The sequence below is a fragment of the Streptococcus porci DSM 23759 genome (assembly GCF_000423765.1).
In the GTDB taxonomy this organism is placed as follows: domain Bacteria; phylum Bacillota; class Bacilli; order Lactobacillales; family Streptococcaceae; genus Streptococcus; species Streptococcus porci.
The window spans coordinates 51,552-75,900 of the sequence record NZ_AUIP01000001.1 but is presented as its reverse complement, the minus strand read 5'-3'; the positions used below and the strand labels follow the sequence as shown (position 1 = coordinate 75,900).

Annotated in this window: 27 protein-coding genes and 1 pseudogene; 4 read left to right on the top strand and 24 right to left on the bottom strand. The window is 42.7% G+C overall.

Annotated elements, in window-relative coordinates; genetic code table 11:
* Positions 1–63: 63 nt before the first annotated feature.
* The 10 genes from G576_RS0100445 to G576_RS0100395 form a co-directional block, all read right to left on the bottom strand.
* Complete coding sequence (locus tag G576_RS0100445; RefSeq protein ID WP_027972868.1) at positions 64–504, bottom strand: SprT family protein; 441 nt, start codon at positions 502–504, stop codon at positions 64–66.
* A complete protein-coding gene (locus G576_RS0100440; protein WP_027972867.1) occupies positions 491–2,650 on the bottom strand; it encodes a Tex family protein in 2,160 nt (719 codons plus the stop codon). Before G576_RS0100440 ends, G576_RS0100445 begins: the two co-directional genes overlap by 14 nt.
* A 45-nt stretch (positions 2,651–2,695) precedes the next feature.
* Positions 2,696–3,739 (bottom strand): LLM class flavin-dependent oxidoreductase, encoded by a 1,044-nt coding sequence (locus G576_RS0100435; RefSeq protein WP_027972866.1) that lies wholly within the window; start codon positions 3,737–3,739, stop codon positions 2,696–2,698.
* A 224-nt stretch (positions 3,740–3,963) separates the two neighbouring features.
* Positions 3,964–4,206, bottom strand: coding sequence for a DUF3977 family protein (locus tag G576_RS0100425; protein ID WP_027972865.1), 243 nt, complete (start codon positions 4,204–4,206; stop codon positions 3,964–3,966).
* The gene (locus G576_RS0100420) at positions 4,203–4,904 is read right to left on the bottom strand and encodes a 3-oxoacyl-ACP reductase (protein WP_027972864.1); all 702 of its coding nucleotides are present in this window, start codon (positions 4,902–4,904) and stop codon (positions 4,203–4,205) included. The genes G576_RS0100425 and G576_RS0100420 overlap by 4 nt, the downstream gene beginning before the upstream one ends.
* Complete coding sequence (locus G576_RS0100415) at positions 4,897–5,133, bottom strand: DUF2829 domain-containing protein (RefSeq protein ID WP_027972863.1); 237 nt, start codon at positions 5,131–5,133, stop codon at positions 4,897–4,899. The genes G576_RS0100420 and G576_RS0100415 overlap by 8 nt, the downstream gene beginning before the upstream one ends.
* Positions 5,134–5,151: 18 nt before the next feature.
* Positions 5,152–5,502, bottom strand: a complete 351-nt coding sequence (locus G576_RS0100410; RefSeq protein ID WP_027972862.1) for an arsenate reductase family protein — start codon at positions 5,500–5,502, stop codon at positions 5,152–5,154.
* On the bottom strand, positions 5,477–5,977 hold the full coding sequence (locus G576_RS0100405; RefSeq protein WP_027972861.1) for a methylated-DNA--[protein]-cysteine S-methyltransferase: 501 nt from the start codon (positions 5,975–5,977) through the stop codon (positions 5,477–5,479). The genes G576_RS0100410 and G576_RS0100405 overlap by 26 nt, the downstream gene beginning before the upstream one ends.
* A gap of 12 nt (positions 5,978–5,989) precedes the next feature.
* Positions 5,990–6,358, bottom strand: coding sequence for a nuclear transport factor 2-like protein (locus G576_RS0100400; protein WP_027972860.1), 369 nt, complete (start codon positions 6,356–6,358; stop codon positions 5,990–5,992).
* Positions 6,359–6,360: 2 nt separating this feature from the next.
* Positions 6,361–6,906, bottom strand: a complete 546-nt coding sequence (locus tag G576_RS0100395; protein ID WP_027972859.1) for a GNAT family N-acetyltransferase — start codon at positions 6,904–6,906, stop codon at positions 6,361–6,363.
* A 130-nt stretch (positions 6,907–7,036) separates the two neighbouring features.
* Here G576_RS0100395 and G576_RS0100390 point away from each other — a divergent pair, with 130 nt between their 5' ends.
* The gene (locus G576_RS0100390; RefSeq protein WP_027972858.1) at positions 7,037–7,675 is read left to right on the top strand and encodes a copper homeostasis protein CutC; all 639 of its coding nucleotides are present in this window, start codon (positions 7,037–7,039) and stop codon (positions 7,673–7,675) included.
* Between the two features lie 44 nt (positions 7,676–7,719).
* On the opposite strand, the gene G576_RS12000 is transcribed toward G576_RS0100390, so the two are convergent.
* From G576_RS12000 to G576_RS0100355, 7 genes and pseudogenes are all read right to left on the bottom strand, one after another.
* Positions 7,720–8,538 carry a LysM peptidoglycan-binding domain-containing protein gene (locus tag G576_RS12000; protein WP_027972857.1) on the bottom strand — a complete coding sequence of 273 codons (819 nt, stop codon included), beginning with the start codon at positions 8,536–8,538 and terminating at the stop codon, positions 7,720–7,722.
* A gap of 280 nt (positions 8,539–8,818) precedes the next feature.
* Entirely contained in the window at positions 8,819–10,087 is a 1,269-nt protein-coding gene (locus G576_RS0100380) for a dihydroorotase (RefSeq protein ID WP_027972856.1), read from the bottom strand.
* Positions 10,088–10,130: 43 nt separating this feature from the next.
* A pseudogene (locus G576_RS11995) lies at positions 10,131–10,449 on the bottom strand (TfoX/Sxy family protein).
* 33 nt (positions 10,450–10,482) lie between these two features.
* The gene (locus G576_RS0100370; protein ID WP_027972855.1) at positions 10,483–11,136 is read right to left on the bottom strand and encodes a uracil-DNA glycosylase; all 654 of its coding nucleotides are present in this window, start codon (positions 11,134–11,136) and stop codon (positions 10,483–10,485) included.
* 90 nt (positions 11,137–11,226) lie between these two features.
* Complete coding sequence (rarD, locus tag G576_RS0100365; protein WP_027972854.1) at positions 11,227–12,132, bottom strand: EamA family transporter RarD; 906 nt, start codon at positions 12,130–12,132, stop codon at positions 11,227–11,229.
* Positions 12,125–12,985, bottom strand: a complete 861-nt coding sequence (gene thrB / locus G576_RS0100360; protein WP_027972853.1) for a homoserine kinase — start codon at positions 12,983–12,985, stop codon at positions 12,125–12,127. Before thrB ends, rarD begins: the two co-directional genes overlap by 8 nt.
* Before the next feature lie 43 nt (positions 12,986–13,028).
* The gene (locus tag G576_RS0100355; RefSeq protein ID WP_027972852.1) at positions 13,029–14,312 is read right to left on the bottom strand and encodes a homoserine dehydrogenase; all 1,284 of its coding nucleotides are present in this window, start codon (positions 14,310–14,312) and stop codon (positions 13,029–13,031) included.
* Between the two features lie 114 nt (positions 14,313–14,426).
* Between G576_RS0100355 and G576_RS0100350 the strand changes: the two genes are divergently transcribed.
* Positions 14,427–15,338 carry a polysaccharide deacetylase family protein gene (locus G576_RS0100350; RefSeq protein ID WP_027972851.1) on the top strand — a complete coding sequence of 304 codons (912 nt, stop codon included), beginning with the start codon at positions 14,427–14,429 and terminating at the stop codon, positions 15,336–15,338.
* Positions 15,339–15,709: 371 nt separating this feature from the next.
* On the opposite strand, the gene gorA is transcribed toward G576_RS0100350, so the two are convergent.
* The 3 genes from gorA to G576_RS0100335 form a co-directional block, all read right to left on the bottom strand.
* The gene (gene gorA, locus G576_RS0100345; RefSeq protein ID WP_027972850.1) at positions 15,710–17,068 is read right to left on the bottom strand and encodes a glutathione-disulfide reductase; all 1,359 of its coding nucleotides are present in this window, start codon (positions 17,066–17,068) and stop codon (positions 15,710–15,712) included.
* Between the two features lie 83 nt (positions 17,069–17,151).
* Positions 17,152–17,685, bottom strand: coding sequence for a DUF2798 domain-containing protein (locus G576_RS0100340; protein WP_027972849.1), 534 nt, complete (start codon positions 17,683–17,685; stop codon positions 17,152–17,154).
* Between the two features lie 203 nt (positions 17,686–17,888).
* Complete coding sequence (locus G576_RS0100335) at positions 17,889–18,350, bottom strand: GNAT family N-acetyltransferase (protein WP_027972848.1); 462 nt, start codon at positions 18,348–18,350, stop codon at positions 17,889–17,891.
* A 69-nt stretch (positions 18,351–18,419) separates the two neighbouring features.
* Between G576_RS0100335 and plsY the strand changes: the two genes are divergently transcribed.
* Positions 18,420–19,058 (top strand): glycerol-3-phosphate 1-O-acyltransferase PlsY, encoded by a 639-nt coding sequence (plsY, locus tag G576_RS0100330; RefSeq protein WP_027972847.1) that lies wholly within the window; start codon positions 18,420–18,422, stop codon positions 19,056–19,058.
* A 343-nt stretch (positions 19,059–19,401) separates the two neighbouring features.
* Here the strand turns inward: plsY and nagB are convergent, their stop codons facing one another.
* Entirely contained in the window at positions 19,402–20,106 is a 705-nt protein-coding gene (gene nagB / locus G576_RS0100325) for a glucosamine-6-phosphate deaminase (RefSeq protein WP_027972846.1), read from the bottom strand.
* A gap of 146 nt (positions 20,107–20,252) precedes the next feature.
* Here nagB and queA point away from each other — a divergent pair, with 146 nt between their 5' ends.
* Positions 20,253–21,281 carry a tRNA preQ1(34) S-adenosylmethionine ribosyltransferase-isomerase QueA gene (gene queA / locus G576_RS0100320; RefSeq protein ID WP_027972845.1) on the top strand — a complete coding sequence of 343 codons (1,029 nt, stop codon included), beginning with the start codon at positions 20,253–20,255 and terminating at the stop codon, positions 21,279–21,281.
* 186 nt (positions 21,282–21,467) lie between these two features.
* On the opposite strand, the gene G576_RS0100315 is transcribed toward queA, so the two are convergent.
* The 3 genes from G576_RS0100315 to G576_RS12910 all read right to left on the bottom strand — a co-directional run bounded on the left by G576_RS0100315 (position 21,468) and on the right by G576_RS12910 (position 24,316).
* Positions 21,468–21,707 (bottom strand): DUF3165 family protein, encoded by a 240-nt coding sequence (locus G576_RS0100315; protein ID WP_027972844.1) that lies wholly within the window; start codon positions 21,705–21,707, stop codon positions 21,468–21,470.
* A 15-nt stretch (positions 21,708–21,722) separates the two neighbouring features.
* Positions 21,723–23,564: a translational GTPase TypA gene (gene typA, locus G576_RS0100310; protein WP_027972843.1), complete on the bottom strand. Its 1,842-nt coding sequence runs from the start codon at positions 23,562–23,564 to the stop codon at positions 21,723–21,725.
* Between the two features lie 179 nt (positions 23,565–23,743).
* A complete protein-coding gene (locus G576_RS12910; RefSeq protein WP_051177928.1) occupies positions 23,744–24,316 on the bottom strand; it encodes a CHAP domain-containing protein in 573 nt (190 codons plus the stop codon).
* Positions 24,317–24,349 lie beyond the last annotated feature (33 nt).

Genomic DNA, 24,349 nt, shown 5'->3' with positions numbered 1-24,349 from the left:
AAAGTCCTCCTCTACTTGATGATAAAACTATTGTAACCTTTTTGATGAATAAATCCATCAGCCTTACGACCGATTTTGCAAACATAAATATCCGTGGCACTTACCACACCGATATTTCTTCAAGTCAATCTGGCGTTGTCGCTGGTAAACCTGTCCACAAGACAGGCAAGTGTAAGAATACTTTGCCTGCTTTTGAGCGGAACGTGGTACATAGCGTAGCCCATCAACTAACTTGAGCAGTTCTTTGAAATCCTTATCCGCATGCTTGTAGCCCTTTTTCTGATGATAGAGATGATAATGACAGAGTTCATGCCGCACAATTTTCCTGAAAATCTCAATCCCATGCTCCTGATAGATTTTTGGATTAAAATCCAAGTGTCCATCCTTTGGAAAGAAGCGACCTCCTGTTGTTTTTAAGCGATTATTCCAATAAGCTTCATGCTTAAAATCCCAGCCGAAAAAATCCTGTTTGGAAACCTCTTTAACGTATTCAGTCAAGTCCATGTGGTTTTAACAAGCTCAGTCCAATACGATTTCTATCCAAATCAAGCTCAGTCACCCAAACCGTCACAATATCTCCAACAGATAAAATGTCACTTGGATGTGGGTAAGCTTTTGGACGACCATTTTTATCACGCTGGCGTTTGACCATTCGCGACTGGTGAATAAGGCCATCCTCATGGACACCGATATCAACAAAAGCCCCAAAATCAACAACATTACGCACCGTCCCTTGCAACTCTTGGCCAATCTCCAAATCCTTGACATCAAGGACGTCCTGGCGTAGCACAGGTGCCTCAAATTCATCACGAAGGTCTCGACCTGGTTTCAATAAATCTGCAATAATATCGGTCAGCGTTTCAATTCCTAGTCCTAATTCTTTAGACATATTTGTAATATCAATAGATTGTAACTTGGTCTTGCTACTGTCATCCAAATCTTTAATGTTAAGCTTAGTAAAAAGTTCCTTAACAGCTGGATAAGACTCTGGGTGAACGCCTGTGTTGTCTAAGATATTTTTAGCGTTTGGAATGCGGAGGAAACCCGCTGCTTGCTCGAAAGCCTTAGCTCCCAAACGAGGAACCTTCTTGATTTCTGCACGGGATTTAATTTCTCCGTTTTCCTCGCGGTATCTGACAATATTTTCAGAAATGGTCTTATTTAGTCCAGCTACGTGAGAAAGCAAGGCAGGACTTGCGGTGTTGACATTAACACCAACTTGGTTGACCACAGTATCAACCACAAAGTCTAGGTTTTCAGCCAGTTTTTTCTGGCTAACATCGTGTTGATATTGACCTACACCGATGGACTTGGGATCTATTTTAACCAGTTCTGCTAGCGGGTCTTGAAGGCGTCTAGCAATGGAAATAGCAGAGCGTTTTTCCACGGTCAAGTCCGGAAACTCCTCACGCGCTAGCTCTGAAGCAGAATAAACAGAAGCTCCGCTTTCATTAACAATAACGTATGAGACCTCTGGAAAGTCCTTAAGCACCTCTGCCACAAAGGCCTCGCTCTCACGTGATGCCGTCCCATTTCCAATAGCAATCAACTCAATTCCATAAGCTTTAATCAACTCAGCCAACTCTTTTTTGGCCTGCGCAATCTTAGCTTGACTAGCTGGAGCGACTGGGTAGATGACATGAGTGGTCATGAGTTTTCCGGTTTGATCGACAACTGCTAACTTTGCTCCTGTACGGAAAGCTGGGTCAAAACCAAGTACCATCTTACCTTTAAGCGGTGCGATAAGAAGAAGATGACGCAAGTTTTCAGAGAAAAGCGCGATAGCCCCGTCTTCTGCTGATTCCGTCAGTTCAGCGCGGACACGGCGTTCCATAGCTGGAAGAATTTTCTTTTTGAGTGCATCTTGAACAAACTTGCGAATGTAGTCGTTCTTCTCTTTAAAGCGGGCTTCATAAAAACGTGTCATTTTGTCAAGATTATGTTCAAATGAAATCTTCAAAACACCCAATTTCTCACCGCGGTTTAGGGCAAGGGTCTTATATCCTTGAATTTTGACAACCTTGTCAGAAAAGTCATAATAGAGTTTGAAAACCTGCTTATCATCAGCAGAGCTATCTTTGACAGTTGAAACCAGTTGACTATTGGCCCAGATTTCATTGTAGGTCCATGAACGTAGTTTAGCATCCTCGGACAGGGCTTCTGAGAGAATGTCACAAGCACCTGCCAAAGCCTTATCAGCTGTTTCAAATCCATCTGTGACAAAGTCTTCTGCTTCTTTTTCAAGCGTAGGTACATTTTGTAAAATCAAACGAGCTAGAGGGAAAAGTCCCGCTTCGCGAGCGATCATTCCCTTGGTGCGACGCTTTTCTTTGTAAGGCAGGTAAAGTTCCTCCACGTCTGCCAGTTTACTAGCCTCTTCAATAGCTTTTTTGAGCTCAGGCGTTAGCTTACCCAGTTCCTCAATTTTTGTAAGGACGCTGTTTTTTCGGTCAGTTAAAGCTGTCATGGACTTGTCAAGGTCAATAATAGTCTTGATGGCAACTTCGTCAAGATTTCCCGTCTTTTCCTTACGGTAACGAGCGATAAAAGGGATCGTGTTTCCCTCTTCAGTCAGAAGTAAAACTTGCTCGACTTGCTGTTCGGTGATGCCTAAATTCAAGGCAATTTGTGTCATATTTTGATTTTCCATAGGTTTTATTTTATCAAAAAAACCTAGATTTCTCTAGGTTTTAACTTATTTTTGAGCAAAATGCTGGCGCACGATTGGCGCTACTTTTTCACCGTAAAGTTTAATAGCTTTCATGACTTCTTCATGTGGCATTGAGCCGACTGGCAGGTGTAGCATGAAGCGATCCAGTGATAAATCTTCGATGATGTGAATGATTTTTTTAGCCACCATTTCAGGATTTCCAACAAACATGGCACCTGTTGGACCTACTGACTGCAAATACTGCTCTTTGGTCATTTCAGTCCAGTGCGGACGCCCTTTGGCAATATTGTCGACCGTTTGCTTGGTTGGGTGGAAATAGTTGTCAATGGCAGATTGATTATCTTCTTCAATCCAACCCCATGAATGAGCAGCAACCTTGAGTTGTTCTAAACTGTGACCGTGACGGACTCCTATCTCTTTATAGATGGCAACAAGCTGCGCAAAATGCTTAGGATTTCCGCCGATAGTGGCATAGGCAATTGGTAATCCTTGCTCAGCGATACGCACAGTTGATTCCAAATTACCGCCAGTAGCTACCCAAATTGGAAAATCTTCTTGCACGGTACGTGGATAGACGGGACGATTTTTAACTGTTTGGGTATGTTTACCTGACCAAGTCAAGTTGGTTTTTTCCTTGATGGTCAAAAGCATGTCTAATTTTTCATTGAAAAGTTCCTCATAATCATCTAAGTCATAACCAAAGAGTGGGAAGGATTCGATAAATGACCCTCGACCTGCCATAATCTCTGCTCTGCCATTTGACAAGGCGTCTATAGTAGCATACTGTTGATAGACGCGAACAGGGTCGATAGATGACAAGATAGTCACGGCCGATGACAGGCGGATGCGTTTGGTATTGACAGCTCCCGCAGCTAGAACAATCTCTGGAGCTGATACCGCAAAATCCTCGCGATGGTGCTCGCCAATAGCGTAGAGGTCCAGACCTACCTGATCTGCCAACTCAATCTCAGCCACCAGCTGACGGATGCGTTCGTCATGACTATAGGACTGCCCAGTATTCTCCAATGGGGTGGTCTCGCCAAAAGTTGAAATCCCTAATTCAATCATCATACTTACCTCGATTTTGTTGATGGTTTTACAATATCACTATATAGTATTATTTGCAAGAAATTTGTTTTGTACGAAAAAAAGAGACTTATGCCTCTCAAATTGAAAAAAGTTTTCTATATTGTTTCTCTGGTACGGTCTCAGAATCCTGTTTTTGAACGTCTTGATCCCCCAAGGGAATAAGAGAAAACATTTGGTTTCTAACATGTCTGCCTTCTCCTGCTCTAAACTTTTGACTTAATTCCAAAAATCAATTTGAATGCGGAACGAGACTTGCTCTGCTTTTTGATACCGTCCTGACTATCCCAAATGAAAACAGTTTTTGCAAGCCAAAGCCTCAAATAATAGGATTCTGCCTTAATTTTGCCAGAAATACCTCTAACTTCCCATTCCGTGCCATCAGATTGCTCAAATTCTGTTCGGACTAGCCAACGGTTTCCCAAGCCAATTTCGATAAATTTTGTCATTTCAAAGTCCATCCTCCGTCAATTCTGACGATTTCTCCTTGCAGAGACTGAGCTTTCCCAGATGCCAAAAATATTGTCAACTCTGCAACTTCTTCTGGTTCTGTCCAACGACCGATAGGTGTCTGTTCTGCCACCCAATCTGCTAAACCTCCGGGCTCAAAGTCAGCAGCTGTCATTCCTGTTTTGACTGCTCCAGGTGCGATACCAAATACCTGAACACCATCTTTAGCATAATCTAGGGCAAGCTGACGCGTCAGCCCAGCCAAGGCATGTTTAGAACTAGTGTATGCAGCTCCGCCACCTCCTGCCAAAAAACTAGCGATAGAACACATATTGATAATGATACCTGATTTTTTTTCAATCATCTTTGGTAAGACGTAACGAATCATCTTTGTTGCAGCGAAAAAATTAACGGCAAAAATCTCTTCAAAGTCTTCCTCAGAAATGTGGAGCAAGGGTTGGTAGTTGTCGAGGATTCCAGCGGTGTTACATAAGATGTCAACTTCTGAGATAAACTCGTCCAGCACAGCTAAGTCACTCGTCAGATCAAGTTGGAGAAAATGAAAGTCTGAGTGAGACAGGTCGGGTGCAGCCGACTTGTCAACACCATAGACAGCGTAGCCATTTTCCAAAAAAAGCCGTACTTGTGCTAGGCCAATTCCCGATGAGGCACCTGTGACAAGGACTTTTTTAGTCATGAACTTCCACCCAATCGGTCGCAAGAACATCGCAGGGGGTTGGACTCCACATGGAGAAGCCCTCTCCGTCTCCTGTCACGTTAATGAGGAAGTAAGGCGTTGCCTCAAGTTTAACACCGTTGATTTCGATAGTATCAAAGAGTTGGACGTAATTTTCGGCACCACCCCATCCCGTGCGGACATATTTCTTCTTAGCTTTCAAGCCCGGTAAAATTTCTTCAAATGTCATTTTTGCCTACTCCTTTTCTTATAAAGTCAAGTCAGCGTAAGGCGTGCGGTAACCAATCTGCAAAACCTTATCACCATCAATCAAAATTGGGCGTTTGATGAGCATGCCATCTGCTGCTAAGAGCGCCAAAGCCTCATCTTCTGACATGGTTGGCAGCTTGTCCTTCAAACCTAATTCACGGTAGCTATTTCCTGATGTGTTAAATAGCTTTTTCAACTCAAAACCTCTTGTCAACCAAGATTTAATAGTCTCAACAGCTGGCGGATTGGTTTTAATATCAATTACTTCCACGTCAATTCCTAACTTTTGCAGCTCCGCCTTTGCCTTACGGCAGGTCGAACATTTAGGATATTCGTAAAAAATCATCATTTCCCTCCAATGTCAATAATATCTGCTTTCTGTCTAGTCCACCTGCGTAACCGACCAATTTTCCCCCAGCCCCTAAAACTCGATGGCATGGGACTAAAATAGACAGAGGATTCTTCCCGACTGCAGAACCAATAGCTTGAGCAGATTTACAATCTAGTTGCTTTGCTAAGTCTCCATAGGTTATCGTTTGACCGTATGGAATATTCGCTAGCGCTGCCCAAACCTTTTTCTGAAAGTCCGTCCCCTTGGGTGCAGTGGATAAATGAACGTGGTCTGGGTTCTTTCCAGCAAAATATTCATCTAACCAAAATATAGTTCTTCTTAAAACCTCAGTCTCCTGCTCTGCAATTTCTTTTCCATCAAAACCAGCCATAAAATACTTCTGGTCTTCAAAATAGATCCCCACCAACTTTTCATTATCCGCCAGTAGGGTCATAGCGCCAAGAGGTGACTGATATCGACTCTTTGTCAACATATCATTTCTTCCTTATTTGATTTGGGTTCCTAGTCCCATCTCTTGTCTCCAAAGAGGAATCGGAGTATCATCAGCCCAGTACTCATCCATTTCGCAAATCAAGCCATCCCTTAGCTTGCAAAAACTGACAACGTGGCAGACGCTTTCCTTATCTTTTGAGAAAACCTTAACTGCCGTGATAAAGCCATCTTCTAATAGAGTTACACGTTCTATTTCTCCATCCCATTGACCTGGGTAGGCGCAATTTGCCATAATAAATTCAGATAAGGTAAACTGTTCATTACTACAGTGCCAACGTATAATGGCATCTGGATGAAAATAAGATTCCAGTACTAATGGATTTTGATTTAAAACGGCTTTCCAAAAAGCATCTACATCCATAGTTAATCCACCATGGCAAACTCAGCAACTTCCTTATACTGAGCCTTTTCAGCCCTTACTTTTATCTTCTGATAAGCCAATCTCTCCCCATCAAGAGGAACCTTACCACAGTAAACGTAGCCTAATTTTTCCAAAATATGTTGCATAATAGTATTTTTCTCATGGGTATCACAACGAAAATCAGGTCCATCGTGTCCTTCAATCAAGCCCTGAATAAAGGTTTGTGCCACCTGTTGACCAGTGTAGTTACCAGCAACTGCTATGCGGTGAAAAACAGTGTATCGGGGGTGGTTGTGGCGCCATTTACCATCGTAAATCTTCTCGTATGCCTCTTCCTGACCAATAATGACCGCAGCGTAAGAGACAATATCTCCCTCAATGACTCCGACCCAGCCACGCGCTTGCAAAATATCATCAAAAATATCCGTTTCCGCAGGATAGTCTCCCTGCCACTGATCACTTCCTGACGCTTTTAAAAAAGCTCGCGCTTCCTCGATAATTTCCATAATACGCCCAATTTCATTAGGATGAGCTAAACGTAACTCCATATCATTATTTCCTTTACATTACATTCTTACCTTTTATCATACTATTTTTAGGCTCATTTTTCAAAAATTTTTCCAGCTATGGTATAATCATTATATTAACAAGAAAGTGAAAGGATTTCCCTGCCTAGTCATGATTACAAAAGAATTTTGTGCTGAAAATTTAACTGACCTCCATCGCTTAATTGATAGTGACATCACACGTGTGGAGCTCTGCGACAATCTAGCAGTCGGCGGTACCACACCTAGCTACGGCGTCATCAAGGAAGCCAATCGTTATCTTCATGAAAATCAAATAACGTCTGCTGTCATGATTCGTCCTAGAGGCGGAAATTTTGTCTACAACGATCTCGAACTACGGATTATGGAGGAGGACATTCTACGTGCGGTTGAGTTAGAGAGCGATGCCTTAGTTTTTGGCATTCTAACTGAAGATAATCAGTTGGATATTGAAGCCATTGAGACCTTACTACCAGCTACTCAAGGGCTCCCCTTAGTTTTCCACATGGCTTTTGATCTCATTCCTGAAGCTCAGCAAAAAGCTGCGCTAGATAGCTTGATTGAACTAGGTTTCACACGAGTCTTGCTTCACGGCTCTGCCATGCGTCATGATATCTTTGACAATGTAGAACATATCAAAGAACTGATTGCTCATGCAGACAATCGCATCGAAATCCTACTAGGTGGCGGTGTGACAGAGTTTAACTATAAAGAGCTTATCGCACAGACTGGGGCCACACAGGTTCATGGAACAAATCTTTTACCAAACTAAAGTATGCTAAAAGCGCTAGGAAAATCCTAAGCGCTTTTCTTGTTTTAATGGGGATAAATATAGGTCAGCTGACTCAATGAGTCCTGAGGATTAAACCAACCGCGATGATTATCAATCCACTGTTTACCAGCGATGTTAGCTTCTAAAACCTGAATCCTCGTCTCACTCTCAACTGCTGTTACGTAAGCAACATGCCCATATCCACCATCATCCCAAACTGCGATGGCACCCACCATCGGTGTTGTTCCGACCTGATAACCAGACGCGGCTGCATTACGCCCCCAATCAGCGGCATTTCCCCACCAGTCGCCAGCCCATCCAGTTACCTTCTGAACAGCCCAAGTACATTGACCGACAGGATAGTTCACTCCCGCCTCGTAGTCAAAGCCTTCTAGGTAATAACTATTTGAAGCTTGGCCAGTATTCTCACTAGACACTGCCTGCGTCACATCTGGTAGGGACAGATTTTGTCCAACAACCAAAGTATCGTAAATACTTAATCCATTATGACTGGCAAGAAGATTGTAATCTAGACCATAACGTGCTGCAATAGATGAAAAAGAATCACCTGCTTGTACGCTATAGGTGGTCGCTGAGCTATTTTGAACTGGAGAGCTTACAGACGTTTCTGGAGCATTAGCAGTAACAACTTGGAGAATTTGACCAGGAACCAGCAAATCAAAAATTCTCATACCATTATTCATAGCTAAAGCATTTGCATCCATACCGTAACGTTGTGAAATGCTATAGAATGAATCACCTGCCTGAACAACATAACTATCAGCCTTAGCCCTTTCTCCAAGAATCAGGTTAGCGCCAGTCACCAAAGATATTAGTGCAAGTTTACTCATTACTTTCTTCATCAATCAATGTCTCCCTTTTCATTAGTAAGGTTATTTTATCAAAAGAAAGTTCCTATAACGTTAACAATAGATAAGTTGTAGATTACAATTTTATGTCAAAAACTTCCCATATCGTTATGAGAAGCTTTTGAATGTTCAAGTTCATAAAAATGAGGCTGGGACAAGTCCTAGCCTTTAACATGTTTCTAGATAGGTGTTTTGAAGCAGTGCTTAATTGGAAGTTCTACACAATAGATAGCGACCTTCCTAATCAAACTATGCAGAGGTGGAACTAAAATCCTCATGATTGGTACACGATTTCCCCATCACAGATAGTGTACTTAACCACACCTTTGAGACGGTCACCGATAAATGGTGAATTGGAAGCTTTTGAATGGAAGTTTTCAGAAATGATACGTTCCTCAGTATCAGAGAAAATTACCAAATCTGCTGGGCCATTTTCTGCTACATAACCGGCATCAAAGCTATAAAGTTGGCTAGGGTTATAGGTCATTTTGGACAATAGCTGAGCTAAACTCAGATGCCCTGCTTCCACTAGGTGGGTCAAGCCAAGCGACAGAGAAGTCTCCAGTCCAGTCATACCAGATGGCGCCTTAGTCACATCTGCCACATTTTTCTCATCCGCATGATGAGGAGCGTGGTCAGTTGCAATAACCGAAATAACCCCGGATTTTAGACCATCAATAACAGCCAATCTGTCCTTTTCCGTGCGTAGAGGTGGGTTCATTTTAGCATTGGTTCCTTTTTCAAGAAGCAGGTCTTCCGTCCGAGAAAAGTGCTGCGGAGCCACTTCTGCTGTCACATGAGCACCTAACTGTTGTGCAAATTCAACTACCTTGACTGACTCTGCTTTTGACAAGTGTTGAACGTGAAACTTACTACCAACTTCATAGGCAATCATGACATCACGAGCAATCATGCTATATTCAGCCACACCACGCGCGCCTCCACAACCAAAATGCGTTTTAGCAATCCCTTCGTTAAGACCCAAAACGCCGTTAAGATTAGAATCTTCTTCGTGCAAAGCTACAATAACATCCAGCTCCTTGGCTTTTTTGAAAGCTTCACGTACCACACCAGAATTTTCCAAAGGAATCCCATCGTCTGAAAAACCAATCGCACCAGCTTGTAACAAAGCCTCAAAATCCGTCAAATTTTCCCCATCAAAATTAGTTGTCACCGTGGCGTTAGTCTTGATGTGAATTTTCTCCTTGTCAGCTGATGCCAGAACTTGGGTTAAAGTTGGTACGTCAGAAATTGTTGGATTGGTATTTGCCATCATGACGACAGTGGTGAAACCTCCCGCTGCCGCAGCTAATGCTCCCGTATGGATATCTTCCTTATGCGTTTGACCTGGCTCACGAAAATGTACGTGAATATCCACCAAACCAGGGGCCACGACAAGTCCAGTGGCATCAATCATATCAGCACCTGAAGCTTCAATATTATCAGCAATCTTAACGATTTTCTTTCCCTCAACAAGAACATCTGTCACCTTGTCAAAATTTGTCTTTGGGTCAATAAGACGACCATTTTTAATTAAAAGCATGTAAATTTCCTTTCTTTTGATAACTTTCAAAGTACGCTTTGCTTCAAATCCTAAATTTTTTAGTCTTTTTCACTTTTGGAGCAGGTAATTCCTTGACTATAACCTGAATAAGTCCTGACAAATAGTCCTTGTCATCAACATTACCCACCAGAAGCATTTCCTTAGCGCCAGGATAAGATAATTCGCGGCTTGCCTCTGGCATATAGACTAGGACCAATTTAACAGATTTGACTAGAAATGTGTCATCATAACTGCCGCCAATGATTTTCCCCTGATAATATAGAATGAACTCCCCCTTCATGGGACGATAGCTAAGATAATTTCTCCAAAATAAAGGTCAAGCAGTCCTGACTAGAAGCCATCCTAACACCTCATTCCCTATGCTAAATCAACTATTATTTCAACCAATCAATTTCTTCCTGCCCTGCTCTTTTTAGAAAGGCATTAGCTCTGGAAAAGGGTTTGGAACCAAAAAAGCCACGATAAGCCGAGAGTGGACTGGGATGCGGAGACTCGATTGTCTGATGGAGAGGATTGGTAATCAGCGCTTTTTTCTTTCTGGCATAACCACCCCAGAGAATAAAAATGACGGGAGTCTCTTTTTGATTGAGTACCTTGATGACCGCATCCGTAAAAGGTTCCCAAACGAGCCCTGCATGACCATTAGCCTGCCCAGCAGGCACTGTCAGACAAGCATTAAGCATGAGGACCCCCTGATTCGCCCAAGCTGTCAAATCATGAGTTTCCTTGACACCAATATCATCGGCCAACTCCTTCAGGATATTTTGGAGAGATGGCGGAGCTACTAAGTCATCAGGAACTGAAAAAGATAATCCTTGCGCTTGCCCTGGTCCGTGATAGGGATCCTGCCCCAATATCACCACTTTTGTATCATCAAAAGACGTGTGAGTAAGAGCGGCGAAAACCTTATCCCGAGGCGGATACACGACTCCCTCAGAATAAACCCTATCCAAAAAATCATTGATATGGGCAAAATAATGTGTTGGGAGCTCTGCTTTTATCTTATCATGCCAGGTTGAGTGCTTCATTTTCTGTCTCTTTTCTCTTATCTTGCCTTTATTTTATCATAAAGATTATGAAAAAATCTCCCTTGACTGTAAAATGAGGGAGATTGTTCGTTATTTGGTTTGATGTCTTTTTTCTTTAAGTTGTCTCAGTCTCAGAACTTGTATAGCAATAAATAAAAGGACAGCTAGCCAAATCAAGCTAAAACCCATGAGTTCACCTGCCGTAATGCCTTCTTGAAAGATGAAAACAGCTATCAGAAGTTGCAGGGTGGGATTTAGGTATTGAATAAATCCGACTTGACTTAAAGGAGCTCGTTTGACAGCTTCGGCAAATAGGAGTAGGGGGATGGCTGTGATTAGACCTGATAAGAATAGTAAAACCTGCTCTGTCAGACTAAATGAAAACCAAGACACCGGGCTGAAAAAGACCAAATAGATTAAGGCAAAAGGCAATATGAACCCTGCCTCTACTAACATGGCTAAGTCACTTGAAAGAATGACCTGCTTTTTTAAAAGACCGTAAATCCCGAAGGAAAGAGCTAGAATTAAGCTTATCAGTGGCAACCGCCCGGTCAACCCAAGCAACAGCAGAACTCCAAGACTGGCTAGTCCAACCGCAAACCATTCTGCTAGCGCCAGCTTTTCCCTTAAAAAGAAAACAGAAAGGCAAACGGAAACTAGGGGCATGAGATAATATCCTAAACTAGCCTCCGTGGCTTGACCATTACCCACAGCATAGATGTAGGTCAGCCAGTTAAGGGCAATGAATAGACTGGCAAGAATCATTCTGATTAGGGACTTAGGAGACTGCCATAAACCCGATAACTGGTTAGTCATTTTTTGACGCTTTCCTGTCACAAAAAAGTAAGCCAACATGGTAAGAAAAGTCCACACAATACGATAGGCAAATGTGCTATAGGCGGGAACTCCTCCTAAAGCCTTCCAGTAGAAGGACAAGAGTGCCCAGGACAAATAGGCCAAAAAAGCGTAAAGCAAACCTTTTTTGCTATCAGTCACAACGAACACCTCCTGTATCTACTTGCAAAATAAAACTTTCACCGTCCAAGGCCATAGCGTCAATTGCTGACTTGATAGGGGCAGCTTTTTCCTCGTCAGCCAAAACCATGACAGTAGGCCCCGCTCCTGACAGATAGGTGGCATAGGCGCCTAAATCCTTAGCTAAAGCCTTGATTGGGGCGAACTCCTTAACGAGAGACTGACGATACACTTCATGGAAACGATCCGCCTCTATGGCTGCTCCTGCTACTTTTAGGTCTCCTGATAAAAGCCCCGCGATAGCCACATTGGCGATTGAAGAGGCAGCGACAGCTTCCTTATAAGAAAGTTCCTGTGGCAATACCCCACGAGAATCAGACGTTTTCAGCTCATAATTTGGAATAAAAGCGATAAAACTACACTTTGGAAAATCAGTCAGAACATGATTGACCTGATTGTCAACATAGGAGGCAATGACCAAATTCCCCAAAATGGCTGGAGCAACATTGTCTGGATGGCCTTCGATTTTGGTAGCTAAAGCTAATTTGTCTTGAACAGTTAGATTGAGATGCCCTAGTTGATTGGCCAATTCAATTCCAGCCACAATCACTGATGATGATGAACCCAGTCCGCGCGCCAGCGGAATATCAGACCTCATTTCGATTAGATAGGGTTGCAAGTCCGCCTTAACCTGAAGCGCTGTTGAAATGAGGAGATTTCTCTCGTCATTTGGAATATCCCCTAAATCATGCTTAATCTGCCAGCGGTCAGCTGGCTCTTTGACATCAATCACTAAATACTTTGAAAGTGCAACTCCCACCGAGTCGAACCCAGGTCCGATATTGGCAGAGGTTGCAGGCACAGTAATTTTCATAACATTTCTTTCTATTTTCTTGATTGAGTAGCTAAAATAATCCTTAGCTCAAGACTTTAAAGGTATTGCGAACAGTGAAGTCAGAGACTTTCTTCAATTTCTCAGTCACATTTTCAAGAGCTGTCTTACTCATCTCATGCGTGATAATGACAACTCGGGCTGAGTTGCTTGTTGCCTTGTGTTGAAGAACCTGTTCAAAGGAAATGGATTCGCTATTAAAAATTTCTGCTAGGCGCAGTAATTGCCCATTTGTATCGGGTGTATCAATAGCAAAGTAATAGCTACTTTTGACATCAGACAAGTCAGCAAATGTGGTTTCACGGCTAAATTCGTTGAAAACCTTACCTGCTGTGCCGTCTTTCAAACGGCGACCAATACGGACAACATCAGCAACAACACTAGTTGCAGTTGGTTTTTGACCAGCACCAGGTCCATAGTACATCGATTGACCGATACCGATTGACTCGACAAAAACAGCATTCATGACATCGTTGACACTTGCAAGCGGATGTGTTTTAGGAACAAAGGTTGGAGAAACTTCAGCATAAAGTCCTGACGGCGTCTCCTCAATAGAACCAATCAATTTAATCACATAACCCAACTGTTGGGCAAGTGCCACGTCATCCTTGCTAATGGTCGAAATTCCCTTGTGAGCCACGTCTTCTAAACCAATGGTCATGCCAAAACCAAATTGGCTGAGAATGACAGCCTTGTAAGCTGCATCAATCCCTTCAACGTCATTGGTTGGGTCACTTTCTGCGTAGCCCAGCTTTTGTGCCGTAGCCAAGGCATCTTCATAAGACCATCCCTCGTCGACCATTTTTGTCAGCATGAAATTGGATGTCCCGTTAAGCACACCCAAGATACGAGTCACCTTATCAGAAGTCAGAGAATTTGCCAAGGTACGCAAAATCGGAATGCCCCCTGCAACCGCAGCCTCATAATAGAAGGCCACGTTTTTACTTTTCGCAAGAGCAATGAGCTCTTTTCCGTGGCTAGCAATCAGGTCTTTATTAGCCGAAACAACGTGCTTACCAGCTTCAAGCGCTTTAGTGATAAAAGTCTTAGCTGGCTCGATACGTCCCATAAGTTCAATCACGATGTCAATGTCCGTATCAGAAATAATGTCATCAACATTAGTGACAAAATGGTAGTCATTTCCTGCAGCTAAAAGACGATTTTTCTCATCATCATCCTTAACCAAGACTTTTGCAATTTCAATCTGATTTTGAACTGCTGTGGTAATTTTTTCTCCATTTTCTTGTAAAAGGAAAGGAATACCACTAGCAACTGTCCCAAAACCAAGCAAACCAAGTTTAATTGTCATTATTGTCCCCCTCAAAAATACTTATCCTCACCATTATACCAAAAACTTTCAGAATTTACAGACTTCTTATCCATAGAATTTTGATATAATAGAAAAAAAGCTAAGGAGTTTCACATGTCTAGATCTTCTCGTCGTGCCAGACGACGCCGTTCACCACTTCTATTTCTACTCACTCTAAGTCTACTGGTTTGCTTCATTCTTCTTTTCTTCTTTTTGAAAAAAGCTGACGCTCCAAGCAGAAACCAGTCACAAACGAAAAATAGCACCGCCCTTTCTCCAGCACAAACAAGGACAGAACAAGCGCAAACAACTAGCGAAATAAAATCTCAAGAAATCAGTTGGACTAAGCAGGAGGAACCTGTCCAAATCCCCATTCTTATGTATCACGCCATCCATGTCATGGCTCCTGAAGAAGCAGCCAACGCCAATCTAATAGTCGCGCCAGACCTTTTTGAAAGTCACATCAAGCGCTTAAAAGATGAAGGATACTACTTCCTCACCCCTGAAGAAACTTACCGCGCCTTGACGGAAAATAGCCTACCTGCTGAAAAAGTGGTCTGGCTGACCTTTGACGATAGCCTCTGGGATTTTTACGACCACGCCTATCCTATTTTGACCAAGTACGGTGCAAAAGCCACCAACAACGTCATCACCGGAACTGTGGGTAATCAGGGTAATCTGACTGTTGAAGAGATGCAGGAGATGAAAGAAAAAGGCATGTCCTTTCAAGGACACACCGTCAATCACCCTGACTTAGAATATTCAACACCAGAAAGCCAAACGGCTGAACTCAGCGACTCAAAATCTTATCTCGACCAGACCTTATCTCAAGATACCATTGCCGTAGCCTATCCAGCAGGTCGCTACTCACAAACAACCTTGGACATCACCAAATCACTCCATTATAAACTCGGTGTCACTACCAATGAAGGCCTCGCTAGCGCTGACAATGGACTACTTTCTCTCAACCGTGTCCGCATACTTCCAACCACAACAGCCGATAGTTTGCTAGCCAGTATTCAATAACAAGATGATTCCCAAGTCGCTTAAACTTGGGAATTTTTCTATTTTATCTCATCATCACAAATTTTTGTGCTCTGGTTGGGTGAATAGCTCAAAAGCTTTGGGGAAGCTTTTGCGGTGAGGCTGAGACAGAAGTGCAAAGCTTTTAATATTATTGCAGATAGGCACTTTGACGCAGAGGTTAATTGGAAAACCTCATCCCCTTTCTACACAATAGATAGCGGTCTTCTTAATCAACTGTGCGGAGATGGGACGGCAAAATCGAAATCGACAAAATGTCGATTTACCGACTTTTATCCAACTCTCATCGCTCCCATAAAATCATTCAACCAAGAGATGTTATGAGAATAGCAACAAGCCCACTCCCCTAAAAACTATCTCATAGTGACAAACTCTTCCGCTCCAGTTGGGTGAATAGCCACCGTATGATCAAAATCTTCCTTAGTCGCTCCCATTTTAATGGCAACTGAGAAACCTTGCACCATCTCGTCCACGCCATAGCCAATACCATGAAGACCAATGATTTTTTCATCATCACCCAGGCAGACCAGCTTCATCTTGCTTGGTTGGCGATGAGTGCCTAGAGCTGTGTACATAGGTGTGAAAGTCGAGCGGTAAACCTTGATTTGTTCTACACCGAACTGCTCACGCGCCACTTCTTCTGAAAAACCGATTGAACCGATGGCCGGGTGACTGAAAATAACCGTTGCTACATCTTTATAGTCCATCTTAGCATCTGCTTTTCCATTGAAAAGACGTTCTGATAACTGACGACCTGCCTTGACAGCAACTGGGGTCAATTCCAATTTACCAGTCACATCACCTAAGGCGTAGATGCCCTCAACAGTTGTATTTTCAAAGTCATCAGAAGCAATATAACCCTTGTCTGTCAGTGCCACACCAGTTTTTTCAAGACCAAAACCAGTCACATTTGGACGACGACCAATAGCCCAGATAAGAGTATCAACCGTGTAGCTCGGCCCATTTTCCAAAAACAAAGTCAAACTGCCATCAGAGTTCTTAACAACTTCCCTAGGGATAGCCTGCGTATGGAGGCTTGGCCCATTTTCGGCCATATAATCCACCAAGGTCTCTATAATTTCTTTGTCAAAGCTACGCAATGGTCGATCCTGTCGGACAAAAAGATGAGTCTCCGAACCAAGGGCATGGAGCACACCAGCCAGCTCGACCGCGATATAGCCGGCACCTACAACAGCCGTACGTTTGGGAACAGCGTCCAGCTCAAAGAAACCATCTGAGGTGAGGCCATACTCAGCCCCTGGAATCTCAGGATAGATGGCATGACCACCTGTGGCAATCAGGATGTGGGGCGCCCTGTAAAGCTGACCAGCCACTTCAACCGTGTGGGCGTCCACAAAGGTTGCATAATCGTAGATGCGTTCAACCCCATTGTTATCAAAACCACGCTCGTAAGAACCGTGAATACGGTCAATATAAGCTTGACGATTAGCTTTTAAAATCTGAAAATCAAAATTTTTAGTGGTCACTTCAAAACCGTATTCTGCTGCGTAGTGGTTAAGGGTTTCCGCTACTTGAGCTCCATACCACATGACTTTTTTAGGAACGCAACCCACATTGACACAGGTTCCACCCACTTCTTTTCCTTCAAACAAAATCACTTTGGCACCATGCATGGCCGCCCGATTAGCGCTAGCTATTCCGCCTGATCCTCCACCGATAACGATATAATCGTAATGCTTAATCTCTGACATGTCGTCTCCTTTATTTCACTTTACTTGTCCTTATTCTAACAGAAATAAAAGTAGCAGACAAAAATCTGCTACCGTATTAGAAACTAGATAATCACTGGCATTTCGTCATCATCATCAAAATCTTCAACCTTATCATCACCAGGAAGTGGCTTTTGGAGACGTCCCAAAATAAAGCGTGAAATCGGCCCTGCAATCAGGAAATTAAGGGGAATGGCGGCCACAAAGTTTGTCAGCCATGCTTTTCCATAAACTCCCCAAGTGATGACCGACCAAGGCAGACCCTGACCGATGACCAAGTTAAAGATTAGTCCATAGAGAGACATGAACGTCACCATAAAAAGAGCCATTGTCCCTGAAATAGCAAGAATTTTCACCCAACGCTTCTCATGATGACCAGTGTGATGCAAGATAGAAAAAGCAATTTTTTTAGCGATTGGTCCAACCAAAACCACGTCCAGCAAAAAGGCGACCAGAAAACCTGGCAAATATCCTACAAAAATATGATTCCAGTGAACTTGACCAGTGTTGATGTAAATGTTCCAAGTGGACATCCCAAAGACCATAATCCCGCACATCATTACGGTAAAAAGCATTGCTTCCTTAAAATTTCTAGGCATAACTATGATAATAAAGGCTTTAAAAATGCTAGAAAAACAAGAGATTGGCAATGCATACTGCTAGTCCTACCAAGCTGATCATTTTTCTAAAACTTTTAACCTGAGTTTAATATTAACTCAAGCAATTCGCCCTTCCTTTCTTTTTTCATTGAAAATTACTATACCATAAAAATGATTTCTTCGTAAGCTTATTTTTCGAAAATTTACAGAATAATTTCCATCTCGGTATGTAAGGGCTTCATACCTTGTTTTTGGTAAAATCGCAGAGCAGCTAAGTTATCGTTCCAGACATTTAAAGTCAAGTTGTAGCAGTCGATTTCTTTGGCATAGGCTAGGGCAAAGGCGTAAAGTTCTTGTCCAATTCCCTGACCGCGAGCAGACTCATCCACGCATAAATCATCGACAAAGAGAGTCTTAATAGGCTCAAAAGGGATGCCTTTAGCCTCTTTAATTTCTAAGAAGAGATGTCCTAGCAAAGCTCCGCCATTTTCATAAACAAAAACCGGCCTAGATTCATCCTTAACAAGAAGCTCCAGCTCCTCATCCGTAAACTTGCTGCCACTGTCTTTAAAAATGTCAGGCCTAGCCTCATGGTGAATCCGTAAAATCTGTCCCATTAAAGCCTGAATAGCAGGAATATCCGCCAAGGTCGCACGTCTAATCATCCTATTTCCCCCTTTTTGATACATGGCTATTATAGCAAAAATCCTTCTCTTTATGCTATAATTAAAACTATGAAAACTCTACTTTTTATTTTGATTGCCTACCTGCTGGGCTCCATTCCAACAGGACTTTGGATTGGAAAGCATTTTTTCAAAATTAACCTCCGTGAACATGGTTCTGGAAATATGGGTACCACAAACACTTTCCGTGTCCTTGGGATAAAGGCTGGTTTAGTGGTTTTAGCTGTGGACCTGCTCAAAGGCACATTGGCTGTTCTGCTTCCTATCTGGTTTGGGGGCGCAGCTATTACTCCCCTAGCTATCGGATTTTTCGCCATTTTGGGCCATACTTTCCCTATTTTTGCAGAATTTCGTGGAGGAAAAGCTGTCGCTACCAGTGCTGGTGTACTCTTGGGTTTCGCCCCTGCCTTTCTCCTCTTCCTAGCTCTCATCTTTGCGCTAACGCTTTATCTTTTTAGTATGATTTCCCTCTCCAGCGTGACCGTTGCAATCGTTGCTATCATTGGGGTGTTGGTTTTCCCAGCTCTTGATTTCATTCTTACAGATTATGACTGGCTCCTTAGCCTGATTATGATTCTCATCTCAAGTATCATCATCCTGCGCCACAAGGAAAACATTCATCGCATCAAAAACAAAACAGAAAACTTAGTTCCTTGGGGACTAAATCTAACGCATCAACAAAAAAAATAAGTACTTGATGTACTTATCCCTAAAAATTGAAGAAATAACGATGTAAGGACTTAGCTCTGTATTGCACAGGGCTAAGTCCTTTTTTACCGTTTGTCAAGACCCTCAAAGCTTAAAAGCAGAAATAACTTTATGAGCTAAAAAAGTGCATTTGGAACAACACAGCTCTAAAACATTTGTATAATAATTTTCGTTTGTGATTAAGTTTTGGAGCCATTCGAAACAACACAGCGAGTTAAAATAAGGCTTTATCCGTACACAACTTGTAAAAGTGGCACCCGATTCGGGTGTTTTTATTTAGCCACCATCCAAAAACTCCCTCTCAGTATGGCTGAGAGGGAGTTTCTTATTCCAGCTTTCCAGCAGCGGCTTCATCCACGATTAGGACGACATTGGCATGGTTTTGGAGAACTGTGGCTGGGACTTCTTCTGTGACTGTTCCATGGACTGTCTTTTCAATAGCGTCAGCTTTTTCCGCCCCATAAGCCATCAAAACGATTTGCTTGGCAGACATGATAGATGCGATACCCATGGAAATAGCTTGGCGTGGCACTTGGCTTTTATCTTCAAAAAAGCGAGCGTTTGCCTCTATAGTCGAGTCATCTAAATCAACCACATGAGTTTTGCTTGTAAAAGCAGTGCCTGGCTCGTTGAAACCGATGTGACCATTACGTCCAATTCCCAAAATTTGAAAATCAATGGGATGTTCTTCAATCATACGATTGTAGGCTTCAACCGTCTCTTGTAAATCTTTCGCTAGACCATTAGGAATATAGGTGGCTTTAAATGGCTTATGATTAAAAAGTTGCTCCGCCATAAAATAATGGTAGGACTGCTCAGTATCAGGTGAAAGCCCAACGTACTCATCCAAATTGATTGACGTGACATTTGAGAAATCCAAGTCAGAGGCTCTGATTTGTCTGTAAAATTCCAAAGGGCTTGAACCTGTAGCTAGACCCAACGTTTTGGCCCCTGATGCTAAAGCTTCTTTTAAAAGGTCAAAAGCCACTTTTCCACCCTCAACTTGATTTTTAACAATTATTATTTTCATAAGGAACTCCTTTTGGTCTATACCAATATTTTACTTCATTATAGTATATTAACCTAGAGATGTCAAATAAAAACTATTCTTTTCATTATTCTCCACATCGTGGTATAATGGAAAGACACATTTTTGAATTGACATTGGAGAAAAAAATGAATACAAAGGATTTTGATTTTGACTTACCAGAGGAGCTCATTGCTCAAACTCCTCTTGAAAAACGCGATAGTTCACGACTTTTAATTTTGAACCGTGACCAAAAAAGCATGGCCGACAGCCATTTTGATCATATTATTGACCAGCTCAATCCTGGCGATGCCCTTGTCATGAACAATACGCGCGTCCTACCTGCTCGACTTTACGGTGAAAAGCCAGACACGCATGGCCATGTGGAACTCCTTCTTCTAAAAAATACCCAAGGCGACCAGTGGGAAGTTCTAGCCAAGCCCGCTAAGCGTCTCAAGGTCGGTACAAAAATTTGCTTCGGTGATGGCCGCCTGACCGCTACGGTTACCGAAGAACTTGAACACGGCGGTCGTATCGTTGAATTCAGCTACGATGGGATTTTCCTCGAGATTTTAGAAAGTTTGGGCGAAATGCCTCTGCCACCTTATATCCATGAAAAATTAGAAGACCGCGAGCGTTATCAGACCGTTTACGCTAAGGAAAATGGCTCCGCTGCTGCACCGACTGCTGGCTTACATTTTACGAAGGAACTCTTGGAAAAAATTCAGGCCAAAGGCGTTAAATTAGTTTACCTGACGCTGCATGTTGGACTTGGAACCTTCCGACCAGTTTCTGTTGACAGTGTTGACGAACACGATATGCATTCTGAATTTTATAATTTGTCCGAGGAAGCTGCCGATACCATCAATCAAGTCAAAGCCAGTGGCGGTCGTATCGTAGCGGTTGGAACGACCTCTATCCGCACCCTTGAGACCATCGGACAAAAATTCAACGGTCAGGTTAAGGCGGATTCAGGCTGGACAAAAATTTTCATCAAACCAGGCTATGAGTTTAAAGTTGTTGATGCTTTTTCAACCAACTTTCACCTTCCAAAATCAACTTTGGTTATGCTAGTTTCAGCCTTTGCTGGGCGAGACTTTATCCTAGAAGCCTACAAACACGCTGTTGATGAAGGCTATCGCTTCTTCTCATTCGGAGACGCCATGTTCATCCAATAATTTACACCTCTAGTCGTGCCAATCCCGCACGGCTTTTTCAATATAGTCGAATGAATTAGCTTTCAGACAAGGAGCTGAGGCACAGGCAGGACTAGAGTAGGGAAAGCCGAAAGTGACGAGGTGTCAAAGTTAATTCAAATGGCTATAGCATCAAAAAACGCTCATCCTTGTGATGAGCGCCTTTTATTATTTATCTGAAAGATTGCGAATATCTTTGATGGTTAGGTAAGCAACTCCTATCATACCGAGGGCGATGAATAATTCGGGCGGTGACTGAAGAATTTGCATAAAGGTCATACCAGCTAAGACCACTAAAAGTGCCACTAAACCTACAACCAGGATGATGCTCAAGGTGTTTTTAATGGTTTTTGGCGCTCTGAAAAAGTAATAGAGAATAATCAAGATAGCTATGATGAGATAGAACATCGTTCAGACTCCTACTTAGTCAGCTTGTTTTTTCTTTTTGTTTGCTTTTTCACGTTCGTTCTTGTTTAGGATTTGTTTACGTAGGCGGATTGATTCTGGTGTTACTTCCATATACTCGTCATAGTCCAGGAATTCAATAGATTCTTCAAGGGTTAAGATACGAGGGGTTTTGATGACAGATGTCTGGTCTTTAGTCGCAGAACGGACATTGGTCATTTGCTTAGCTGTTGTGATATTAACAGTCAGGTCGTTTTCACGAGCATTTTCACCAATAATCATCCCTTCGTAAACTTCTGTTCCTGGATTCACAAAGATTGTTCCACGTTCTTCAATACGCATGATAGAGTAAGTCGTTGCCTTACCTTGGTCGATTGAGACCAGAGCTCCGCGGTGACGGCCTCCAATTTCAGCATCGATGTATGGGAGGTACTGGTCAAATGTATGGTTCATGATTCCATAACCACGTGTCATTGACAAGAATTCTGTTGAGAATCCGATAAGACCACGGGCAGGAATCAAGAAAATCATTCGTGTTTGACCGTTACCAACCATTTGCATATCAAGCATGTCTCCCTTACGTTCTGAAAGAGCTTGAATGATTGATCCTTGGTATTCTTCTGGTGTGTCAATCTGCACGCGCTCAAATGGTTCGCATTTGACACCATCAATTTCTTTGATGATAACTTCTGGTTTAGACACTTGAAGCTCATAGCCTTCACGACGCATGGTTTCGATAAGAATTGACAAATGAAGTTCACCACGTCCTGATACGATCCACTTATCTGGCGAATCAGTTGCTTCAACACGAAGAGACACATCTGTTTGAAGCTCTGCCAAAAGACGTTCTTCAACCTTGCGTGAGGTCACGTGTTTACCTTCGCGACCTGCAAACGGGGAATTGTTTGCCAAGAATGTCATTTGAAGGGTTGGCTCATCAATGCGAAGAACTGGAAGTGGCTCAATAGCATCAGTTGGGGTCACTGTTTCACCGACAAAAATATCTTCCATACCAGAAACAGCAATCAAGTCACCCGCTTTTGCTTCTTGGATTTCCTTGCGCTCAAGACCGAAGAAACCAAAGAGTTTAGTAACGCGGAAGTTTTTAGTTGTGCCATCTAATTTTGAAAGGGTAACTTGGTCACCAACTTTAACCGTACCACGGAAGACACGACCGATACCGATACGACCTACGAAGTCGTTGTAGTCAAGTAGTGAAACTTGAAATTGAAGTGGCTCATCTGAATTATCAACCGGTGCTGGAATATGCTCAATGATGGTATCAAAGATTGGTGCCATTGATTTTTCTTGGTCTGCTGGATTGTCAGACAAAGATGACGTACCGTTGATAGCCGACGCGTAAACCACTGGGAATTCAAGCTGATCATCGTCTGCGCCAAGCTCGATGAAGAGTTCAAGTACTTCATCTACAACTTCTTCTGGACGAGCAGATGGTTTGTCAATCTTGTTAACAACGACGATTGGTGTTAGATTTTGCTCCAAAGCCTTTTTCAAGACGAAACGAGTCTGAGGCATGGTTCCTTCGTAAGCATCTACGACAAGGACTACACCATCAACCATTTTCATGATACGCTCAACCTCACCACCGAAGTCCGCGTGTCCTGGTGTATCCATGATGTTGATACGAGTTCCATTGTAGGCAACCGCAGTATTTTTAGCAAGGATAGTAATCCCGCGCTCTTTTTCGATATCATTTGAGTCCATAGCACGCTCATCCAGCTGCGTGCGCTCATCAAGGGTTTGAGATTGCTTTAAAAGTTCGTCAACAAGAGTCGTTTTTCCATGGTCAACGTGGGCAATAATTGCAACGTTGCGGATATCATTTCTTAATGTAGTCATTCCTAAGCTACCATGAGCGTCACCGTCCAAGAGACAGCAAATCCAACGCTCAATCTTTCATTATTTATTTTCAACCTTGCTATTATATCATACTTTTTGGAAAATAGCAGAGCAGACATAAGTGTAAATGTTTTCACAACACAAAAGAAAATGAGCACAAATCATGCTCATTTAGACATTTAGTTACTATCCGGTGGATAGATGTATGAAATGCTGGCACCGTTACTTGTTTCGGTTGGATTAAACCAGCCACGGTAATTGCCAATACCATTTGAAGATGCCGCTTCAGCAGAACCTCCATAGTTGGCTTCCAACACTTGAATATTGCCATTTTCATCTACGTCTGTTACATAGGCCACATGTCCATATGCCCCATCATCCCAGACGATGACCGCCCCTACTTTAGGAGTCGTTCCCACATGGTAACCAAGAGACAACGCCGTGTCATCCCAATCAGCAGCATTTCCCCAATAATTTCCCACCCAAGAGGCCAGCTCTTTCACACCCCATGTACACTGCCCTACTGGGTAGGTATTGGTCGTATCACTACTTGTCTCTGTAAAAGAGGTAGCGTAATCAACCCCTGAGTAAGTGGTATAAGCAACTTCTGTCGACTGCCAGCCCTCTTGCCATTGTGAGTAGGCTCCGTACTCTTGGGGGAGATAGGTATAATCATCAGCCGATGCTTGACTGGCTAGAGAAAAGCTAACTGCAACTGCAAAAGCAGGAATAAGAAGATTTCGTTTTTTCATAGTAATCCTTTCAATCTATCTTGATATGCATTA

Bases quoted from the DNA above. Each gene is read 5' to 3' on its own strand.
- G576_RS0100355 (WP_027972852.1), bottom strand. From the start codon at position 14,312: ATGACAATTAAACTTGGTTTGCTTGGTTTTGGGACAGTTGCTAGTGGT.
- G576_RS0100350 (WP_027972851.1), top strand. From the start codon at position 14,427: ATGTCTAGATCTTCTCGTCGTGCCAGACGACGCCGTTCACCACTTCTA.
- G576_RS0100370 (WP_027972855.1), bottom strand. From the start codon at position 11,136: ATGAAGCACTCAACCTGGCATGATAAGATAAAAGCAGAGCTCCCAACA.
- G576_RS0100335 (WP_027972848.1), bottom strand. From the start codon at position 18,350: ATGATTAGACGTGCGACCTTGGCGGATATTCCTGCTATTCAGGCTTTA.
- G576_RS0100390 (WP_027972858.1), top strand. From the start codon at position 7,037: ATGATTACAAAAGAATTTTGTGCTGAAAATTTAACTGACCTCCATCGC.
- nagB (WP_027972846.1), bottom strand. From the start codon at position 20,106: ATGAAAATAATAATTGTTAAAAATCAAGTTGAGGGTGGAAAAGTGGCT.
- G576_RS0100405 (WP_027972861.1), bottom strand. From the start codon at position 5,977: ATGTTGACAAAGAGTCGATATCAGTCACCTCTTGGCGCTATGACCCTA.
- G576_RS0100315 (WP_027972844.1), bottom strand. From the start codon at position 21,707: ATGTTCTATCTCATCATAGCTATCTTGATTATTCTCTATTACTTTTTC.
- thrB (WP_027972853.1), bottom strand. From the start codon at position 12,985: ATGAAAATTACTGTGCCTGCAACCTCTGCCAATATCGGACCTGGGTTC.
- typA (WP_027972843.1), bottom strand. From the start codon at position 23,564: ATGACTACATTAAGAAATGATATCCGCAACGTTGCAATTATTGCCCAC.
- G576_RS0100435 (WP_027972866.1), bottom strand. From the start codon at position 3,739: ATGATTGAATTAGGGATTTCAACTTTTGGCGAGACCACCCCATTGGAG.
- G576_RS0100420 (WP_027972864.1), bottom strand. From the start codon at position 4,904: ATGACTAAAAAAGTCCTTGTCACAGGTGCCTCATCGGGAATTGGCCTA.
- G576_RS0100410 (WP_027972862.1), bottom strand. From the start codon at position 5,502: ATGATGATTTTTTACGAATATCCTAAATGTTCGACCTGCCGTAAGGCA.
- queA (WP_027972845.1), top strand. From the start codon at position 20,253: ATGAATACAAAGGATTTTGATTTTGACTTACCAGAGGAGCTCATTGCT.
- G576_RS0100395 (WP_027972859.1), bottom strand. From the start codon at position 6,906: ATGGAGTTACGTTTAGCTCATCCTAATGAAATTGGGCGTATTATGGAA.
- gorA (WP_027972850.1), bottom strand. From the start codon at position 17,068: ATGTCAGAGATTAAGCATTACGATTATATCGTTATCGGTGGAGGATCA.
- G576_RS0100340 (WP_027972849.1), bottom strand. From the start codon at position 17,685: ATGCCTAGAAATTTTAAGGAAGCAATGCTTTTTACCGTAATGATGTGC.
- plsY (WP_027972847.1), top strand. From the start codon at position 18,420: ATGAAAACTCTACTTTTTATTTTGATTGCCTACCTGCTGGGCTCCATT.
- G576_RS0100415 (WP_027972863.1), bottom strand. From the start codon at position 5,133: ATGACATTTGAAGAAATTTTACCGGGCTTGAAAGCTAAGAAGAAATAT.
- G576_RS12910 (WP_051177928.1), bottom strand. From the start codon at position 24,316: ATGAAAAAACGAAATCTTCTTATTCCTGCTTTTGCAGTTGCAGTTAGC.
- G576_RS0100400 (WP_027972860.1), bottom strand. From the start codon at position 6,358: ATGGATGTAGATGCTTTTTGGAAAGCCGTTTTAAATCAAAATCCATTA.
- G576_RS0100380 (WP_027972856.1), bottom strand. From the start codon at position 10,087: ATGCTTTTAATTAAAAATGGTCGTCTTATTGACCCAAAGACAAATTTT.
- G576_RS0100440 (WP_027972867.1), bottom strand. From the start codon at position 2,650: ATGGAAAATCAAAATATGACACAAATTGCCTTGAATTTAGGCATCACC.
- G576_RS0100425 (WP_027972865.1), bottom strand. From the start codon at position 4,206: ATGACAAAATTTATCGAAATTGGCTTGGGAAACCGTTGGCTAGTCCGA.
- G576_RS12000 (WP_027972857.1), bottom strand. From the start codon at position 8,538: ATGAAGAAAGTAATGAGTAAACTTGCACTAATATCTTTGGTGACTGGC.
- G576_RS0100445 (WP_027972868.1), bottom strand. From the start codon at position 504: ATGGACTTGACTGAATACGTTAAAGAGGTTTCCAAACAGGATTTTTTC.